Annotated in this window: 15 protein-coding genes; 6 read left to right on the top strand and 9 right to left on the bottom strand. The window is 63.4% G+C overall.

What is annotated here, in order from left to right; all coding sequences use genetic code 11:
* Positions 1-2: 2 nt before the first annotated feature.
* From ACO07W_RS05410 to hisN, 5 genes are all read right to left on the bottom strand, one after another.
* Positions 3-1091: a homogentisate 1,2-dioxygenase gene (locus tag ACO07W_RS05410; RefSeq protein WP_421841440.1), complete on the bottom strand. Its 1089-nt coding sequence runs from the start codon at positions 1089-1091 to the stop codon at positions 3-5.
* Between the two features lie 107 nt (positions 1092-1198).
* On the bottom strand, positions 1199-2170 hold the full coding sequence (locus tag ACO07W_RS05405) for an NADPH:quinone oxidoreductase family protein (RefSeq protein WP_421841438.1): 972 nt from the start codon (positions 2168-2170) through the stop codon (positions 1199-1201).
* 243 nt (positions 2171-2413) lie between these two features.
* Positions 2414-3622, bottom strand: coding sequence for an acyl-CoA dehydrogenase family protein (locus ACO07W_RS05400; RefSeq protein WP_421841436.1), 1209 nt, complete (start codon positions 3620-3622; stop codon positions 2414-2416).
* A gap of 29 nt (positions 3623-3651) precedes the next feature.
* The gene (locus tag ACO07W_RS05395; protein ID WP_421841434.1) at positions 3652-5085 is read right to left on the bottom strand and encodes an acyl-CoA dehydrogenase family protein; all 1434 of its coding nucleotides are present in this window, start codon (positions 5083-5085) and stop codon (positions 3652-3654) included.
* An 81-nt stretch (positions 5086-5166) separates the two neighbouring features.
* On the bottom strand, positions 5167-5955 hold the full coding sequence (gene hisN, locus ACO07W_RS05390; RefSeq protein ID WP_421841432.1) for a histidinol-phosphatase: 789 nt from the start codon (positions 5953-5955) through the stop codon (positions 5167-5169).
* Positions 5956-5978: 23 nt separating this feature from the next.
* On the opposite strand from hisN, the gene ACO07W_RS05385 reads away from it, so the two are divergent.
* Complete coding sequence (locus ACO07W_RS05385) at positions 5979-6326, top strand: hypothetical protein (protein ID WP_421841430.1); 348 nt, start codon at positions 5979-5981, stop codon at positions 6324-6326.
* A gap of 8 nt (positions 6327-6334) precedes the next feature.
* Here ACO07W_RS05385 and ACO07W_RS05380 read toward each other — a convergent pair whose 3' ends face one another.
* Positions 6335-7468, bottom strand: coding sequence for a PPE family protein (locus tag ACO07W_RS05380; RefSeq protein WP_421841428.1), 1134 nt, complete (start codon positions 7466-7468; stop codon positions 6335-6337).
* Positions 7469-8052: 584 nt separating this feature from the next.
* Between ACO07W_RS05380 and dosR the strand changes: the two genes are divergently transcribed.
* Complete coding sequence (gene dosR, locus ACO07W_RS05375; protein ID WP_421841426.1) at positions 8053-8703, top strand: hypoxia response regulator transcription factor DosR/DevR; 651 nt, start codon at positions 8053-8055, stop codon at positions 8701-8703.
* Positions 8700-10424, top strand: coding sequence for a GAF domain-containing protein (locus ACO07W_RS05370; RefSeq protein WP_421841424.1), 1725 nt, complete (start codon positions 8700-8702; stop codon positions 10422-10424). The genes dosR and ACO07W_RS05370 overlap by 4 nt, the downstream gene beginning before the upstream one ends.
* Positions 10425-10441: 17 nt before the next feature.
* Here ACO07W_RS05370 and ACO07W_RS05365 read toward each other — a convergent pair whose 3' ends face one another.
* On the bottom strand, positions 10442-11440 hold the full coding sequence (locus ACO07W_RS05365) for an Acg family FMN-binding oxidoreductase (protein WP_421841422.1): 999 nt from the start codon (positions 11438-11440) through the stop codon (positions 10442-10444).
* Between the two features lie 374 nt (positions 11441-11814).
* Here ACO07W_RS05365 and ACO07W_RS05360 point away from each other — a divergent pair, with 374 nt between their 5' ends.
* Together ACO07W_RS05360 and ACO07W_RS05355 are read left to right on the top strand one after the other, a co-directional pair.
* Positions 11815-13041: an IS110 family transposase gene (locus tag ACO07W_RS05360; protein ID WP_421845748.1), complete on the top strand. Its 1227-nt coding sequence runs from the start codon at positions 11815-11817 to the stop codon at positions 13039-13041.
* Positions 13042-13255: 214 nt separating this feature from the next.
* On the top strand, positions 13256-14668 hold the full coding sequence (locus tag ACO07W_RS05355) for a WS/DGAT/MGAT family O-acyltransferase (RefSeq protein WP_421845820.1): 1413 nt from the start codon (positions 13256-13258) through the stop codon (positions 14666-14668).
* 24 nt (positions 14669-14692) lie between these two features.
* Here ACO07W_RS05355 and ACO07W_RS05350 read toward each other — a convergent pair whose 3' ends face one another.
* Both ACO07W_RS05350 and ACO07W_RS05345 read right to left on the bottom strand, forming a co-directional pair.
* Positions 14693-15121, bottom strand: a complete 429-nt coding sequence (locus ACO07W_RS05350) for a pyridoxamine 5'-phosphate oxidase family protein (RefSeq protein WP_421841420.1) — start codon at positions 15119-15121, stop codon at positions 14693-14695.
* Positions 15118-16128: an Acg family FMN-binding oxidoreductase gene (locus ACO07W_RS05345; RefSeq protein ID WP_421841418.1), complete on the bottom strand. Its 1011-nt coding sequence runs from the start codon at positions 16126-16128 to the stop codon at positions 15118-15120. Before ACO07W_RS05345 ends, ACO07W_RS05350 begins: the two co-directional genes overlap by 4 nt.
* Positions 16129-16275: 147 nt before the next feature.
* Here ACO07W_RS05345 and ACO07W_RS05340 point away from each other — a divergent pair, with 147 nt between their 5' ends.
* Positions 16276-16479 carry a hypothetical protein gene (locus tag ACO07W_RS05340; protein WP_421841416.1) on the top strand — a complete coding sequence of 68 codons (204 nt, stop codon included), beginning with the start codon at positions 16276-16278 and terminating at the stop codon, positions 16477-16479.
* Positions 16480-16482: the final 3 nt, after the last annotated feature.

The raw sequence follows: 16482 nt of genomic DNA, 5'->3' as shown, positions 1-16482 counted from the left end.
GATCAGTGCCGCCCGAGGTCGTGTGCCAGTACCTCGGCTGACGGTGTCAGCCGGCGGCGGGTGTCGATGGCAATGACTTGCCAATCGACGCGCGAATGCTCGCCGAAGGTGCGACGGGCTCGCTCCCGCGCCTTCTCGGGAGCGCCATGGTGGACCCCTTGGGGGGCGTGCGAAATCAGGCCCGGTGGCATCGGGACGCCGTACAGCGAGCCGCCGTGGAAGAAAGCGATTTCGTCGTAGTCGACGTTGCGGTGATACCACGGTGTGCGTTCGGTGCCGGGCACACCTTCGGCTGGTTTCGGCAGGAAGTTCATCACATAGACGCCGGTGGCCTGCATAAAAAGATGCACCGTTGGTGGAAGGTGGACACTGTCAGAGGTGATGACGTTGTAGTCGTCGATGTTGAAGCTGAATGCGAAATTGTCACCGCGCCAGCCCTCGACGTCGATCGGATGGTGTTGATAGAACAGCGTTGTCGGGCCCCCCTCGTGGACCAGTCGCACCTGATATTCACTTTGCTCATCCACGAGCGGTGCGGGTTCGGGAATGGTGGCTTGGGACGGGTCGAACGGGAAGTGCCTCCCCAGTGGACCGGGTGGGGGAACCCGGAACTCATCGCTTGCCTCGATCATCAGCAGGGTGGTTGCGTGATCGGGGACCTGCCGCCAGGTGCATGCCTTCGGGAGGTATACCCAGTCGCCGGCGCGGTAGCGCAGTGGCCCGAACTCGGTTTCCACCAGCCCGCTGCCCTGGTGGACGAAGCACAGCAAGTCACCGTCGACGTGTCGGATGTAGAACGGCATCGGATCGTGGCGACGGCTCAGCAGAATGCGGCAGTCGACGTTGGCAAACATGAGCAACGGCCCGCCGCTGACATCGGTGGCGTCGGTAGGTTCGAGCTCTTCAGCTAAGACGTCGACGGGGCGCAGGGGGCCTTCCGAGCGGTACGCGGTCGGGTCGTTACGCCGGTAGATGTTGGCGGTCCGGCCGGTGAAGCCACCGCGTCCGAGCTCGTCGTCCTTGAGACCGTCGAGGTCGGCGTGCAGTCGGCGTGGTGTCTTGCCTTTCCGCAGGTGGACAAACGATTCCATGGCGAATCCCGAGGTTGGTGGCGACCGCGGCGGGCGATAAAGATAAAAATAACATTACTTTTTCTTTTTTGTTCGTGCAAGGCTCGCGGTCCAAGACGCGTTGCGGGTCAATCGCGGACGCGCAATACCACTTTTCCGCTAGCGGTCCGATTTTCCAGGGACGCAACCGCGGCGCTGGCGTCCGCCAGCGGATAGACCACCGGCGCAGGAGGGGGCAGCTGGCCAGAGGCGAGTAGCTGTTCTAACCCGGTCCACTGCTCGGCCAGCGCGCTTGGGTGGGTGAGTGACCAGGCGCCCCACCCAACCCCGACCACGTCAATGTTATTGAGCAGCAGCCGGTTTACCTTTACTGTTGGAATCTCGCCGCCGGTGAATCCGATGACCAACAGCCGCCCCGCCGGAGCGAGCGAGCGGAGTGAATCGGTGAACCGGTCGCCACCGACCGGATCGACGACGATATCGACGCCGCGGCCGCCTGTTAGCTCCTTGACCGCGTCTTTGAATCCGTCGGCCAATACCACATCGGTGGCTCCGGCCGCGGTGGCGATCGCCGCCTTGTCGTTTGTGCTCACTACCGCGATGATGCGTGCAGCGCCGAATACCGAAGCTAGGCGAAGCGTCGATGTTCCGATACCGCCTGCTGCGCCATGGACCAGCACTGTCTCGCCTCGCTGCAATCGACCTCGCACAGTCAGCGCGAAATACATTGTGAGGTCGTTGAACAGCAAGCCGGCGCCGGCTTCGAAGCTGACGCTGTCGGGCAGCTTGAACACCCTGTCCGGTGACAACACCGCGACCTCGGCCATGCCGCCGGTGAGCATCGTCAGGCCGACCACACGGTCGCCGGGACCGACATGGGCGTTTTCCGGCGCAGATCGAACCACCCCGGCTATCTCGGCGCCGAGCACAAACGGCGGCTCCGGCCGGTACTGGTAGAGACCTCTCGTCAGTAAGGCGTCAGGAAATGCCACGCCAGCGGCGTGTACCTCAACGACCACACCGTCGCCAGCCGGCTCGTCGACATCGGCTACCTCGATCGTGTCTGGACCTTCCAACCGAGTCACTTGTACCGCGCGCATGCCACCTCCGTCGTCAGGGTTAGAGGCGGGGAGCCTCCGCCCCAATCTAGAACCCACAATGACCCGCACCACCGCCCGGCCTGTGGCTGCGGAAGTACTGCACCCGATCTAGGGCCCAGCGAGGTCGTGTCAGCAACGGCCGCGTGGGGTGGGCCGGGCAGATCCACGACGCGGGTTCAGCACACGAGCATCACGAACACAAAATCGCGCCGAGTCGACGAGGCTTGTCGGTGAATCCGTCGGCTACTTGAGCTCGGAGGATGACAAGTTGAGCAAGCGGCGGGCGACCACCAACTGTTGGATCTGCTGGGTGCCCTCGAAGATGTCCAGGATCTTGGAGTCGCGGGCCCACTTCTCTAGTAGCGTCTGTTCGGAATAGCCTGCAGTGCCAGCCAGTTCGACTGTCTTGCAGGTGACATCGCTGGCCATCCGACCGGCCTTGGCCTTGCTCATGGACGCTTCTTTTGAGTTCGGGATGTTGTTGTCAGCCTGCCACGACGCGCGCAGCGCCAAGAGGTAGCTGGCCTCCCAGTCCGCCTCCATCCGCAGGAACTCAGCGGCCGCGGCGCTTTGCGCATGTGACGGCTGGTCGTAGGAGATCTCGACGCCGGCATTGCTGAGGATCTTGCGGATCTCCTCTAGGGCGGCGCGGCCGATTCCGACGGCCATCGCCGACACGATCGGACGGGTGTTGTCGAAGGTCTCCATGACGCCGGAAAAGCCTTTGCCGACCTCGATTTCTGGGTTGCCCAGCAGGTTGTCCTTGGGGATGCGGGCATTCTCGAAGCGGATCACCGCGGTATCTGAACCCTTGATACCGAGCTTCTTTTCGAGCCGTTCTACCGTGACGCCGGGGTGTTCGCGCGGCACGACGAACGACTTGATCGCTGGGCGACCCATCGACTTGTCCAGGGTGGCCCACACCACGATGTGCGTAGCGCGCGCGCCCGCAGTGACAAAGATCTTTTCGCCGTTGATCACATACTCGTCGCCGTCAAGGGTCGCGGTCGTCGACACGGCTGCCGAGTCCGACCCGAAGCCCGGCTCGGTGATAGCCATAGCTGCCCATACGTCGCCCAGGCGCTCCAGCTGTTCCTTGGTGGCCACCGCAGAGATGGCGGCGTTACCCAGGCCCTGATACGGCATGGACAGCACCATCGCAACATCGGCCCAGCTTGCCTCCAGGGTCTGCACCAGCGCGGACATGTTGACGCCGTTGTGGTTGTCCTCGGTGCCTTCGGCGCTGCGGAGCTCATCGGCGCCGGCAAACTCGACGGAGTTCGCGTCTGCCACGCCTTGGAACAGACTGATGAGGGTGTCGAGTTCGACCGGGTAGGCATGCTCCTTCAGGTCGTACTTGCGTGATATCGGTCGCACCAGTTCCGCGACACCCTGATGCGTTTTCGTCGACACTGCCTGCAGCTTGCGGGGCAGTTCCAGATTGATTGCCATGATTGATCTTTCGCTTGGGAAAGTGTGGACTAGATGACGACAACGCCCTCGGCGACGCCGATGGCCCGCAGGTCGCGGTACCAGCGTTCGACTGGGTGTTCCTTGGTGAAGCCGTGGCCGCCCAGCAGCTGCACGCCGTCCAAGCCGATTTGCATGCCCTTGTCGGAGCCGAGTCGCTTGGCCAGCGCTGCTTCACGGGCGAACGGCAGCCCTTGCTCGGCGCGAGACGCGCCACGCCAGGTGACCAGCCGCAGCCCGTCCAATTCGATGGCGATGTTGGCGCACATAAACGCCACGGCCTGTCGCCGGGCGATCGGCTCGCCGAAGGCTTCACGTTCTTTCACATAGGGTATGACGTAGTCGAGCACCGCGTGTGATGTGCCGACTGCCAGTGCCGCCCAGCCCAGCCTGGCCAGGGCGATTACCTCTGAATAGGCCGTGGCGTAATCGGATTCGGGGGCATCCTGCTCGCCCAGCCGAGCGCTGAGCGGCACTGATACCCCAGACAGCTCAAGGTGGCCCAAGGCTGCCGCGCGAATCCCCATGCTCGGGTCGGCCCTGACCGTCAGCCCTTGGGCGGATGAGTCGACGATGAACAGCGCTGGCCGGCCGTTTAGCTGCGCGCCGACGATGAACAGCTCGGCGTCCGCCGCCGCCGGAACCAATGACTTGACCCCGTCGAGCCGGTACCCAGATGGCGTGCGAACCGCGGTCGTCTTAAGCCGAGTGGGGTCGAACAGCGGTTGCGGTTCGGCGATGGCCACGCAGGCTTGCGGGACGTTCTCCCCGGCGAATTCTTTGAGGTAAGTGGCTTGTTGGTCGGCGCTGCCCCAGTGGGTGAGCGCGGAGGCCACACCGGCGGGCGCCAGGATCGGCAGCGCCAGTCCCATATCGCCGTACGCCAACGCTTCGGCTACCAGCGCGTTGGTCACTGTGCATCGGTGCTCGGCGATTCCCTCAAAATCCTCGGGAACGTTGATTGCGGTGATGCCCAGCTCGGCAGCCTTGGAGATTAGATCGGGCGGATACGCCACAGCCTCGTCGGCATCGTAGGCGGCTGGCCGTAGCACCTCTTGTGCGAACTCATCGACCGTTTCGACGATCAGCTTCTGATCATCGTCGGGTGTCAGGTCGAAGTAGTCTTTGCCGCTGGACTTGAGCCGGGTCGGCCCACCGCGCAGACTCTGGACGCGCTTGAACTGGCGGTTGGTGGCCCCGGCAGTGGAGAACAAGGTCTTCACGCCGTAGCGCAGGCCCCGGTTGAGCGGGTCGCGCAGCTTATGTCTGTCCAGGAATTCCTGGCCGACGAGTGGGGCGATGAGCGCCAGCGCGACGTCGGTCCCAGTCCGCTTGTGCGGCTCCATCCCGATACCGGTTTTTTGGCCGCGCCGTTTGGGGCGCGGGCGCAACGGCCCTGAAGACGGACTGGAGTTGGAACGTGAAGTGGGAACGGTCTGGGTCATATCAGCAGCTTCGGTCGTTGGGGTGATGCGCCTAACCCTATCTTACTCCGGAGTAAGATAGGTAGGGTCGTGTTAGCCAATTCACACGCTTTCAGCGTTGATCCTGGCCAAAACCTTTTCGTGGAGGAGGCCGTTGGTCGCTACCGCGCTTCCGCCGTGCGGTCCGGCGGTGCCGTCGAGGCTGGTGAACTGACCGCCGGCCTCGCGCACCAGAACGTCCAGCGCGGCCAGATCCCACACCGATACTTCCGGTTCGGCGGCAATGTCGACGGCCCCCTCGGCGATCAAGCAGTAGGACAGGAAATCGCCGTAGCCACGGACTCTCCACACCGCGTCGGTCAGCTCGATGAAGCGTTCACGCAACCCGCGTTGTGCCCAACCCGACAAACTAGAAAACGACAAGCTTGCCGAACCTAGCTCTGCCACAGAGGAAACCGACAGTCGGCGGGGCGCGGCGCCGTCCACCGAGACAAAGGCGCCCTGGTCGTGAGCCGCCCACCAGCGACGCTGCAGTGCCGGTGCGCTCACCACACCCACCGACGGGACGCCATCTTCGAGCAACGCGATCAGGCTGGCCCACACCGGCACCCCACGGACAAAGTTCTTAGTGCCGTCGATGGGGTCGATGATCCACTGCCGCGCAGTGAAGGTAGTGGTCCCGCCGAACTCCTCGCCGACGACGCTGTCGCTGGGCCGGTCGCGCTGCAGCATCTCGCGCACTTCGGATTCGACGGCTCGATCGGCATCGGTCACCGGGGTTAGGTCCGGTTTGGTGTCAATACGAAGGTCCAGGGCGCCGGACCGGGCCCGAGTCAGCGTGTCCGCACGGTCGGCCAGCTCTAGTGCGAACATCAGATCGTCGCGACTCATGCCAGCAGTCCTACCATGGCGGTGTGTGGGAATTCGCTGCGCTGCTCATACTGGTCACGGTTCTGGTGGTGTTTCTTGCCCCGCGGTTCTTCCCCCGTGGCACGCGCGGTGCGCTGGCTCACGGCACGCTCCTGGTGACAGGTGTTAGCCCACGACCGGACGCCGACGGTGAGCAATATGTCACCGTGGCCGGTGTTATCAACGGACCGACCATCAATGAGCATGCGGTCTATCAGCGCATGGCGGTGGACGTCGACCAATGGCCAGTGATGGGCCAACTACTTCCGGTCGTGTACTCGCCGAAAAACCCGGACAACTGGCGGTTCGCTCCGCCGGAGCCGCCAGAGCCACGCCAGCCGATTGTGGACTAGCCGCGGTGTCACCCGGCTGCGGGTGAGCGTGGCATTACCGTGAGCCGAACCCCATAGCGAGGCACGACGCTTGAAGCTCGCTTGACCGAGCCTACGGGCATGCCAGGTGCACCCGGCATGCCCTGGTCGGGCACGTCGGTCCCGGGGATCGTGGTCAAACCGGAACCCGATAGCGGGGTGGCTGGCCCCGTCGACGGAGCGGCCCAGGACGCTGGTACGGACAACTGTCCGATCGACCCCGCCCGGCCAATGCTCGCGGTGGCTGCGCCGGACAGGCCCGGGCCGGCAACGCCACCACCTTTTGCGGCGGACAAGGCGGAGCCCAGCCCGGCCGGCGCCAGCTGCGCTGCGGTCGTTGTGGTGTCCAACAGGCCCAAACTGCTCTCTGAGCTGATGATCCCTGCCGACACCGACTCAATGTCCTGTGTGACACCGACCGTCGCGTATACGCCGAGAATCGCATCCAGGACGGTGAAGTCTGCGGGAAGGATGCCCGGCCAGTTCTGCGGTACCTGCAATGCCGACGAACCCAACTGCGACAACGTCTTTTGTGCTGTTCCCGCGGCGCTGCCGACAGCCCGGCTGACCGCGTAGCTCTGAGCGGTCGGTCCGGCCTGGTTGGGGCTTTGCTGTGGGGATGAGAATGGTGTTAGCTGCCGCGCGGCGGCCGCGGTACTGGCGTAGCCGTACATCGCGGCAGCATCCTGAGCCCATATCTCGGTGTACTCGGCCTCAGTAGCTGCGATCGCAGCTGTGTTTTGTCCAAAGATGTTCGACGCTATAAGCGATTTCAGCTGGGTGCGGTTGGCCGAAACCACCGCTGGTGGCACCGTCATCGCATAGGCCTGCTCAAACGCCGCTGCTGCTGCTCTGGCTTGGTTGGCGGTTTGCTTCGTCTGCTCGGCGGTTGAACCCAGCCAATCCATGAATGGGTTAGCGGTGGCAACCATCGAAGCTGACGCTGGTCCCCACCAGTGCATACTGGTCAACGACGAGATCACCGAGCCGTAACCCTCGGCCGCGGATGTCAATTCGGTGGCTAGCGCATCCCAGTTTCCCGCGGCAGCCAGCATTGAGCTCGGCCCTGGGCCGGTGTACATGCGCGCTGAGTTGATTTCCGGCGGCAAGAACGCAAAATCCATTACCCCACGCCCCTAAATTTTGGCTGAATGCGGCCCACTGGCCGCTCCCGCGGGTTGGCGGAAGACGGAGGTGGCTCTCCTGATGGTGAGGAACGGCGCCAAAAAGGTGCCGTCCGCCTGCTGGTTGATGAGAGAAGGTTGACCGGTCGCTCCGCGGTTAGCGTACCGCCGGCCGGCGGTTGCCCCGGAGCGTTCATCGCGAGACGCGATGAACGTCTCGCGAGGTGGATTTTGGGCGAACGGCTACCCAAAAATGCTTCAATATCGTTGTGTATCAAGGGATTTAATCATCGCCACGCTGTGGGGCCCGTGACTTTTGTTCACGATGAGCCTGAATGGAATCCGGGCACAATCTGTGAATCCGCCGAGGCCGTCGGCCTCTCTTGGGTTGGTGTGCAGTTGCTGGGCGTGGCATGCGGCGACCGCGACACAACACCACGGGATTTCTGGATTGCGATCGCATCGCGACCGATGGCGCCCAGGTGCGGACATGAGCGGTCGAGGTGGAGGCACTGCCGCTATCCCTCCTGCGAGCGATACGCTCCAGCAAGCTGGAGAAATCGGCGGATCGCGGGAGTGACGACTTGGTAAAAGTCTTCTTGGTCGACGATCACGAGGTGGTGCGGCGTGGCCTTATCGACCTGCTTGGGGCAGACCCCGACCTCGACGTGGTCGGTGAAGCCGGCTCGGTGTCCGAGGCCATGGCCAGGATTCCCGCGGCAAGCCCGGACGTGGCCGTCCTCGACGTGCGGTTGCCGGATGGCAATGGCATCGAACTGTGCCGCGACCTGGTGTCGCGGATGCCTGACATACGTTGTCTGATCTTAACGTCGTACACGTCCGACGAAGCTATGTTGGATGCCATTCTGGCCGGTGCCAGCGGATACGTCGTCAAAGACATCAAGGGAATGGAACTGGCCCACGCGGTCAAAGAAGTGGGTGCGGGGCGATCTTTGCTCGACAATCGGGCCGCGGCGGCACTGATGTCCAAACTGCGGCGTGCTACCGAAGAGCCGGATCCGCTCCTGGGGCTCACCGACCAGGAGCGCACGCTGCTCGGCCTGCTCAGTGAGGGCCTGACCAACAAGCAGATCGCCGACCGGATGTTTCTGGCCGAGAAGACAGTCAAAAACTACGTATCCCGGCTGCTGGCCAAGCTGGGCATGGAACGCCGTACGCAGGCAGCGGTATTCGCGACGGAATTGAAACGCTCGCGGCGATCCGGCGACCGATGACCATGGCTGAGGACCAATCCGATGCCGTTATGCGTCCGCTGCACCATGCACTTTCGCAGCTGCGGCTGCGTGAGCTTCTGGTCGAGGTCCAGGATCGCGTCGAGCAGATCGTGGAGGGGCGCGATCGCCTCGACGGGCTGCTGGACGCCATGCTGTTGGTCACTTCGGGCTTGGAACTGGATGCGACCCTGCGCTCGATCGTGCATTCGGCAACCAATCTCGTCGACGCTCGATACGGCGCCCTAGAGGTCCATGATCGAGAGAATCATGTCCTGCACTTCGTCCATGAGGGCATCGACGAGGAAACCGTCCGACGCATCGGCCGCCTCCCCGAAGGCAAAGGCGTCATTGGCCTGCTCATCGACGAACCAGAACCGTTGCGGCTAGACGATATTTCACAGCACCCGGCCTCGGTGGGTTTCCCGGCGCATCATCCGCCGATGCTGACCTTCCTCGGGGTTCCGGTTCGGGTGCGCGGTGAATCGTTCGGAACTCTGTACCTGACCGACAAGACCACCGGACAGCCATTCAGCGATGACGACGAGGTGCTGGTGCAGGCGTTGGCCGCGGCTGCAGGTATCGCCATCGCGAATGCACGGCTATACGAGCAGGCCAAGGCTCGGCAATCGTGGATTGAAGCCACTCGTGATATCGCGACCGAACTGTTGTCAGGCACTGAACCCGCGGCCGTGTTCCGCCTTGTCGCCGAGGAAGCGCTAAAGCTAACGGGGGCAGACGCGGCGTTGGTCGCCATTGCCCTCGACGAGCACGCCGAGGCCGCTGACGTGGCCGAGCTGCTGGTGATCGAAACAGTGGGCAACGCGGTGGCCTTAACCGGCGAGCGGACCATTCCGGTGGCTGACACCGCACTCGGCGAAGTCTTCGTCAGTGGCATTCCCCGCCAGGTCGAGCGGCTTGATTTAGCGGGTCTGGACGTACCGGACGATGTCGGTCCGGCGCTGCTGCTGCCTCTTCGAGCTGCCGATACGGTCGCCGGTGTCGTTGTTGTGTTGCGCCGCGGTAGTGCTGGATCATTCGCCGGCGAACAACTTGAGATGATGGCTGCTTTTGCCGATCAGGCCGCTCTGGCGTGGCAGCTGGCCACCTCGCAGCGCCGGATGCGCGAACTTGACGTACTGGCCGATCGGGATCGTATTGCGCGTGACCTTCATGACCATGTCATCCAGCGGCTCTTCGCTGTTGGTCTCGCGTTGCAGGGGAGTATCCCGCGTGCGCGTGATTCTGAAGTGCAGCAACGACTCTCGGATGCTGTAGACGATCTGCAGGGAGTCATTCAGGAGATTCGGACGACTATTTTTGACCTACATGGCGGATCGCAGGGCATCACGAGGCTTCGGCAGCGAATCGATGACGCAGTAGCTCAATTCGCCGGCTCGGGTTTACGCACTACCGTCCAATTCGTGGGGCCGTTGTCGGTGGTTGACGGCGCGCTTGCTGATCACGCTGAGGCCGTGGTGCGGGAAGCGGTCAGCAACGCGGTCCGGCACGCGAACGCCACTGCGTTGACGGTTCGGCTGAAGGTCGACGACGCGTTATGCATCGAAGTAAGCGATAACGGCCGCGGCATGCCCGACCAGGTCACCGGCAGCGGACTGACCAACCTGCGGCGGCGTGCCGAGCAGGCAGGAGGTGAGTTCATGGTCGGGCCGCGGGAGGGCGCGGATGGAACGCTGCTGTGCTGGACGGCGCCGTTGGTCTAGCAACCCGGTCTCGTCGACTATTGGGTCACTACCGGGCCATGTGCTGACCACTCGACCACGCGCGACAAGCCGCGCCGTGGTGTCGATGGCAACGGGTCTGCATTGATGGGGGCCCAACCTACCCGGAGCAGCATTTGGGCGTAGCCGCTGGCGCCGAAAACGTCGGCGCGTACTGCTTCGCGGGTTTCCGGGATCTCCAGCGGCTCGGTGATCGGGCAGCACGCCAACCCCATCGCGGTTGCGGTCAATAAGACGACGCTGGTCGCTTCACCAGCGCGCAGTCGGGCCAGGGGGTCGTCGTCTTTGGTGCCCAGTGCCAGGATCGCGGCGTTGTCGTCGGCGGGCGCGATGCCCTGTGGCTGGGTCAGGCCCGGTCCCGCGAACACGCGTCCGGGAATCGGGGCGGTGGGGTCCGAGGGCGGCTGGTTCCGGGCCGGAACCCCAGCTTCCGAGCCGTACCGGCCGCTCCAGGTGGTCAGCTCGCGGATATACCGGTCGTCGTTGGTGTGGTCCAAGGCGGCCTGCGCGACGATGTCTTTCATCCTGTCCAAGGTGTCGACTTGGCGGAGCATAACCCCGTTGCGTGCTGCGCGGGCAGCCATCAACGCGATATCGCCTCCGGCAACTGGCCAGGAACTGTAAGCCCGCCGGTCGGTTCGCCGCCGCGGTATGGCCGCGGCCAAAGTGATGTCGGACTGATCGGGAATGTGCTGTTGGACCTCAATAGTGGCCAAGTGCCGGGGGTTGGTGGGGTCGGGAAAGCGGTGCACCTTCGCTTGCCAGCCCATCGCCGCCAAAGCGACGACGCAGTGGTGCAGCGTGATGCCGCAGCTCATGGTCAGATCACGTGCGTCTGGATCGGTGCTGCGGAGCTGCATGTCTGGGTCTGAGTGCAGGTCCAGAGCTGCGGCGGCCACTCGCCACCGCCACGGCTGAGTGTTGTGGATGGAGGGTGCCCGGGTGGCCAGGGTGAGGATCATGCGAATGGTGTCGGCGTCCGGGAAATGCACGTTCATGGCTGCCTAATCGTTTAGTAGGGATTGGTTACCGGTCCGGGTGTTGGTGACCGGGGCCTGTTTCTTGCGGGATCTGCCGTCAGGTGACGTCTGGTGTTCCCGTCGTTCGACGACTTGAGAAAGAGCGGCGCGTCTGGCGGCAGGTCTTGTCGGGTTGGTGGTGAGATTCCGTTGCCCGAGCCCGTCGCAGGGGTGACTTCCTGATGGTTGTTCTCGAGCCTTGAGCTCTTCGACAGAACGAAGTCCTGCGATGTGCTGGAGTCACGGACGGCTAGTGAGATGACGGACCTTGGAGTCCCGCGATTAGGGCGCCGCGTGAGTCCACCGGTAACGGCGCAACCATCCACCGACGAAAAAGTGAGGACGTCTTGGGCTTGTTTTGTGGAATCGACTGGGCTACTGAGCATCACGATGTTGCTGTGGTTGATGACGACGGGAGGGTGGTAGCCCGTGCACGGCTGGGCAATGATGCGGCCGGGTTCGCGCAGCTGTTGACGTTGCTGGCTGAGGCCGGTGACAGTGCCGCTGATCCGATACCAGTGGGGATGGAAACTGATCGTGGCCTGTGGGTGGCGGCGCTGCGAGAAACTGGCCGGGTGATTTATCCGATCAACCCGTTGGCGGCTTCGCGGTATCGGGCACGGTATGCGGTGTCGGGGGCCAAATCCGATGGTGCCGACGCGGTGCTGCTGGCCAATATTGTGCGCACCGACCCCGGCGCGCACCGCCCATTGCCCGCCGACACCGAGTTGGCCCAGGCGATCCGGGTGCTGGCCCGCGCTCAGCAAGACGCGGTATGGGCACGTCAACACATCGGCAACCAGATTCGCGATGTGCTCAAAGATTTCTACCCGGCGGCCATCACCGCGTTCGCCGACCTGCCCGAGGGCGGGCTGGCTCGTCGAGATGCGCGCACCATCTTGGCTGCTGCACCAACCCCCACCCAGGCGACCAAGCTGACCCCGGCCCGACTGCGCCGACTGCTGGCCAAGGCCGGCCGCCGCCGCCATCTCGACCGTGACATCGAACGGTTGCGGGAGGTGTTCACCGACACCTACCTGCACCAACCACCGGTCGTGGAGAACGCGATGGGTATCCAATTGGCAGGGCTGCTGGGTCAGTTCGAGGCTGCCTGCACCACTGCTGCTGATCTCGCCGAGGCGGCAACCGCCCATTTTGAGCAGCACCCGGACTCCACGATCATCACCAGCTTCCCCGGACTGGGGAACCTGGCCGGTGCCCGGGTACTCGCCGAGATCGGTGATGACCGCGCCCGCTTCACCGACGCCCGCGGACTGAAAGCATTCGCCGGAGCCGCGCCGATCACCCGCGCCAGCGGCAAGAAAACCCTCGTGTTGCACCGCCATATCAAGAACCGGCGCCTGGCCGCCGTGGGTCCCATCTGGGCTTTGGCATCGCTGCGCGCCTCGCCGGGCGCCCGTCGCCACTACGACACCCGCCGCGCCGCAGGAGACTGGAACCACCAAGCCCAACGACATCTGTTCAACAAATTCCTCGGCCAACTCCACCACTGCCTGCAAACCGGCCAGCACTACACCGAACATCTAGCCTTTCCACCTCCTCCCTCGCTCGTGGCTTGACTTTTAACTTCGTGAGATGTCTTTCTCGTCCGACAAGGTGTCCGATCGCCAACCGTGGCTATGTATCAAGGTTCGTGCGACGACCCGCGCGGTGGCAGAGCACGAAGCCCCCGGCGGCGAAGGACTTTTGGCCCTGCCCGCACCGAAGCCCTCAGGAGCAGAGTGGTGCTGCGGGTTGCAGACAAAACACGAGCAGCCGGGAAGGTTCCTGATCATGGACCACCTGACGACACTTGATGCCGGGTTCCTCAAGGTGGAAGACGCTGATCGGAAGGTCAGCTTGGCAATCGGGGGGTTGGCGGTCATCGAAGGTCCGGCGCCTGACCAGGCGGCGTTGGAATCAATGTTCGCTCGACGGATGCGAGCCTGCCCTCGGCTCGGGCAACGGCTGCGGCGGCGTCCGTTCGACCTGGGCGCGCCCAGGTGGGTGCCCGATCCTGACTTTGATATCGGCCGGCATGTGCGGCGCGTGGGGCTGCCGAACCCCGGTGCGGACCAAGAGCTGTTTAGGTTGACCGCGGATATCATGGCGCGGCGTCTGGCCCGCGATCGGCCGCTTTGGGAGATTTGGGTGATTGAAGGCCTTGCCGACGGCCGGTGGGCGGTGCTGACCAAGATCCATCACTGCATGGCCGACGGAGTCGCGGCCAGTCATATGCTTACCGGGCTGTGCGACCCCGATTTTGGTGCCGTCAGCGACAGCCTCGTCCGCCATGTCCGTGCCGCTGCGGAGCCGGAAAGGCCGGGCTTGTTGCGCGCCTTGTCCACAGTCACTCCGCTGGGGGTACTCGGTGGGCTATGGAACGCGTCGACGGCCATTGCGGCGGGTGCGGTATCGGTCGTGCAGGGCGCGGCACAGATTGCCGTGGGCATGTTGCGTCCGACCTTGTCGCCGCTGAACGGGCCGATTGGCGACCTGCGCCGATACGGCGGGGCCCGGGTCCCGCTGGCTGATGTCGAGCAGGTGTGTCAGACGTTCGACGTGACTGTCAACGATGTTGCGCTGGCTGCGATTACCGAGAGTTTCCGCAACATGCTGGTGGGGCGCGGCGAGTTGCCAAGGGCTGATTCTTTGCGCACGCTGGTGCCGGTGTCAGTGCGCTCGACCGACGCTTTCGGCGTGACCGACAACCGGGTTTCGTTGATGCTTCCTTATCTGCCGGTCGACGAGGAGAATCCGGTTAAGCGGCTGCGGGCCGTGCACGCACGACTGGGCCGGACGAAAGCAGGGGGCCAGCGCGAGGCTGGAAATGCGTTCGTGTCGATTGCTAGCGGTATTCCGTTCGCGCTGGCTGGCTGGGCTGTCGGACTGCTCACACGGTTTCCTCAGCATGGTGTCGTGACAGTGGCCACAAATGTGCCCGGGCCGCGTCGGCCGCTGGAGATCATGGGCAGGCGCGTGCTCGCAGTGTTCCCGGTTCCGCCGATCGCGATGCAATTGCGGACTGGCGTAGCGATACTGAGCTATGCCGACGATTTGTTCTTTGGGATCCTCACTGACTATGACGTGGTGGCTGATGTTGATCAGCTGGCGCGCGGAATCGAGACTGCGGTAGCGCGGTTGGTGGCGATTAGCAAGCGACGCAAGGCATCTCGCGCGCGCAGGACATTGTCCCTGGTCGTGTGAGATAGGACTGGGGTTTTGGTCACATCATGAAAAGGCTTCGCTTCGGTCTGGCTCCGGACCGAATTTGAAGCGGCGGCCGGTGATTTCCGACGGGATCACTCGCACGTAGTGCAGTTTCCGCGTCGCGATCCACGGCATTAGCTGAGCGCGTTCGGCTTCTTGGATCTGTGCGTTGGTTTTCAGTATCCGGGCATGGCCTTTCACGATCACACTCCAACCTTCGGCGACGTTGTGGTCGTCGGCTTCGAAGGCCACATTGCTGTTCAACGCGGCTAAAAACAACTTGGTGCCTTCTGCGGTCCGAAACAGCACAGTGCGGTCTTGCAAGACGAAATTGACCGGGAAAATCTCAGGCTCGCCGGCGACGTTGGCTACCAGCCGGCCCAGAGCGACGCTACCTAGTAGACCCCAACTCTCGTCTTCTTGCAGCAAGGTAACGGGATCGTCGCTCATGGCTCACCCTCTCTCAGCCTCTCCGGCATTCGGTGAATCTCTAGCACACTGTCTAGCGAACGCCTCGGTGTTGTAGCGGGAAGCTCCTCAATTGGCGGGGCGATTCCTACGCGGATCAGTACCTGGGGGTTGGCTCGCCCACCGATCAGCGCGCGCACGATGCCGCGGCTCTGGCTCGATTCGATCAGATGAGTCAACGTACAGGTCGCCATCCCGGCCATGGTGCACTCAAGGAGGACAGTCGACAGCACCTCACCACAACGCAATACATCGGCACGCGTGTCTTCAGGTGTTGACAGCACAAGGATTTTCGACGCGTCCGCGGCGATTTCGGCGCGACGGTCTTGGTGGCCCCGGACTGGAAATTCCCGGCCGATGTCAACCCGGAGGCGTTCGGTATCCGACGGCAGCGCGCCGGGCGGCACACCTTCGGCCAACGCGAACGGCGAAGTCCACCATTCAAGTTCGGCGTGGTAAAGCGGATCATCGCGGCGAAGGGCTTCGCTTAGCTGGGAAGCCTCTGCCAGTCTCGGCCGCATTTCATCGGCCAGAACATCAAGTATCGCAACATGGTCATCGAATGTGCTGCGCAGAACGGGTTCGAAGAGGTGCCAGTAGGTGGGGCAATCAAACGGAAGTCGGTCGGTCCGGCGTTGCAAAACGGCTCGGGCACGGTCGCGCTGCGTTTCGGTGACGTAGTCGATGGGGCTGAATTCGACCGTTGCCAGATGATCGGGGTCGTTCGGGTTGGGGAAGCGAGCGATGTGTGCCAGCCACTGTGCGGCTGTCATGGCGACCCGTAGGTGATCAAGTACGGCACCACAACTGATGATGGTTTCGCGGCCGGAGTGATCCGTGGCCGGCACTGTTCGCTGATGATCCACGAACAGCTGAACGGCGGGGCCTTCGAGGCCGCCTTCTACCACCCAACGCCATGGCTGTCGGTTGTGCACGGACGGCGCCCGGCAGGCCAGCGAGATCGCTTCTTTGAGAACCTCAACGTTCACAACACGGAGGCTATGACGGAAAAACCTAGGGGAGTAGGGCCGTTGGTCCTTGGAGCAGAGCCGCGAAATGCTGTTTTACGGCAACGATGAACACGAGGACAACTGATCGATGCTTGCGTTGTCATTGTCAGCTGGCATCCTGAAGGCATGGGAGGCAGAGAAATCGAGCGGGTCCGGGCGAAAAGTGCTCTCCAAGTAATTCGGCAGCATCCGATATTGGTGCTCTTCGCGCTAACGCCGGTGCTCGCCGCAGTGGGGACCATCTGCTGGCTCGCCGGTACCGGTTGGGCTGTCTGCGCGGCGCTACTCCTGCTACTCGGCGGTGCAACGCTCACCGTGCTCAAATCCTAGCGT

Source organism: Mycobacterium sp., from assembly GCF_965230835.1.
In the GTDB taxonomy this organism is placed as follows: Bacteria; Actinomycetota; Actinomycetes; order Mycobacteriales; family Mycobacteriaceae; genus Mycobacterium.
The sequence above is the reverse complement of the archived record's forward strand: the minus strand, read 5'-3'. Positions and strand labels throughout refer to the sequence as shown.